The sequence below is a fragment of the Microbulbifer sp. SE14 genome (assembly GCF_059834885.1).
Map to the genome: position 1 here is coordinate 1 of NZ_JCBAJA010000068.1, position 2,154 is coordinate 2,154.

General features: G+C 59.6%; 1 protein-coding gene and 1 pseudogene. Both read right to left on the minus strand.

Translation table 11 applies throughout. From position 1 onward, the window contains the following. A partial coding sequence (locus tag AC6R19_RS22650; RefSeq protein ID WP_500582137.1) for a fibronectin type III domain-containing protein occupies positions 1-1,758 on the minus strand: 1,758 nt, incomplete at its 3' end. Positions 1,759-2,025: 267 nt separating this feature from the next. Continuing rightward, positions 2,026-2,154, minus strand: a pseudogene (locus AC6R19_RS22655) (IS256 family transposase); the annotation flags it as partial.

The following is a 2,154-nucleotide window of genomic DNA, read 5'->3' on the forward strand; positions in this document are numbered from 1 at the left end:
CACCCGGGCGTACTGGTAGCGGCTGATATCGCCGGACTTGTGCTGCACCTCGAAGTGGGAACTGCTGCTGAGCGAGTTGCCGCCCAGCAGTGTTACCGTCGCGTAGTCGGTAACCTCCGTCTGGTAGACGGAACCGGCCTGGCCGTAGCTGCCGCTCACCAGCATCAGATGCTGGCCGTTCAGGCACAGGCGGTCCTCCACCTGGCCCAGGTAGGGGCGGTTCTCATTGCCCACGGCGGCGATATTGGGGCAGCGGTAGACGGCGCCCCTGGCCGCCTCCAGGCTCCAGCCCACGCCCACAACGCCGTTGCCGCCGCCGCTGCTGTAGCTGAGGCCCACCTTCGGCTGCATGCCATTGCGGCCCGGCGGTACCGGCATCTCCACGCCGTAGCTGACATTGCCGCCGCTGATGCTGGCGGACTCGCTCAGGCTGCCGACGTACTCGCTGGCGGGTACAGGCAGCGGAACCACGCCCGCGTCGTCCACCAGGCCCTCGACGGTGATATTGACCATCACTTCGCCACCGGGAGTGGAGGTGCAGCCGGCGTCGTTGCAGGCCTCTACCCGATAGCGATAGAGATCATTCTCGCGGACCGTGTCGGTATAGGAGGTGCCAGTGAAATCACCATCCTCGCCCTTCACAACACTGTCCGGCCCAAAAATGGCCGGCAAACCGACTCTCCGCTCCCGGTAAACCTTGTAGTAATCCGCGGCGCTACCGCCGCTAAGACTCCAGGACATGGATACAGAGCCATCGCTGCTGTCGGACGGCGCGGAGGACCAGGACACCAGCGGCGCGTAGAGGAAGTCCAGCGACACCGTGTTGCTCCACTGGCCGCAGATGGGAGCGCCGTCCATCGGGTTGTCCTTACAGGCCCGCACCCGGAAGCTGTAGGAGCCTTCGGAGTGGCCGGTGATATCGAGGTCCGTGGTATTTGCATCCACCGTATCAAGGGGCTGCCAGACATACTCGGCACCCAGGCCCTTGTGCTGGATCTCGTAGTGACCGAGGGGGCCGTTGTCCCCCGGCGCATCCCAGCTGAAAATCGCGTTGCCCAGCACTTCGGTTGCGGTTATCTGCGGGTTGCGGGGTTGAAAGGGTTTCTTTACCACATGGACCGCGGCATCCGGCAGCGGGCTGTAGCCGCCACAGCCGGCCTTGTTACAGGCCCTGACCCGAAAGCGGTAGGTGCCATCAGGCTTGCCCTGCACCTGGTAACTGGTGGCAGTGGTCGTACCGATATCATCGTAAATATGCAGGAAGCGGTTCTGCTGCACCTTGTAGTAGGTTGTCACACCCGATGTTGGGGCGCTCCAGCTCAGGTTAAAAGTGCCATCGGTATCCACCCGCTCGCCGCCGAGACTGCCGGGCGAAGAGGGCTTCGGCTGTACGGTGACGCTCTTGCTGGCGCTGTACGAGGAACAGGCATTGGGCACCCCCGGCTCGGTGCTGATGCAGAGTTTGGCCTTGTAATAGCGCTTGCCGGAGGAGTAGCTGAACTGTTTCGAGGTATTGGGGCCCGTGTACTTCTTGAAGTACCAGTAACCATTGGAACTCTCCCACAGCTCATAGGTGGCCCCGCCGCCTCCCCCACTCCAGGACACCGTGTAGGTGCCGAAGGAGTACTGGGGTGCGCTTACGGTGGGGGCGGGTACTGCCGCCGATGCTAGGGAGGAGAAAACCCCGAAAGACAGCAACAGTAAAACAGAGACAAATCCATTGCCGTGTTTCTTTGAAGGGACGGTTAAGGAAGGCACTGCTACACCCCAATCTATATTCTTTTGATGAGGGTGTTATTTTTTCAGGTTTCCCAGAAAAGCAGTAAGCCAGATAGGCCACTACCTAGCGACTCAGGACAAACCAAGGGCTACACAAAAGATTAAAAATGAGGGGAGCATAATCACTTACCAATAAAACCGGAAAGCTCGCGAGCGCGGGCTTAAACTGTAGCAATTCAGACTTGATCTGACAGTTACCGGTTCGCGAGGCTGTAAATAATTCTGTGTAACCGCCCATGCTTCTGGTTACAGGTAATCGGCGAGGCGATCACCAAATTCGATCATAAAACGGTTTAGCGCTGGCTTCCAGTTGCGGATAGGCATCGTCCATTTTTTCGCTGCGGACTGCATGGCCAGGAAGACCACCTTCATCGC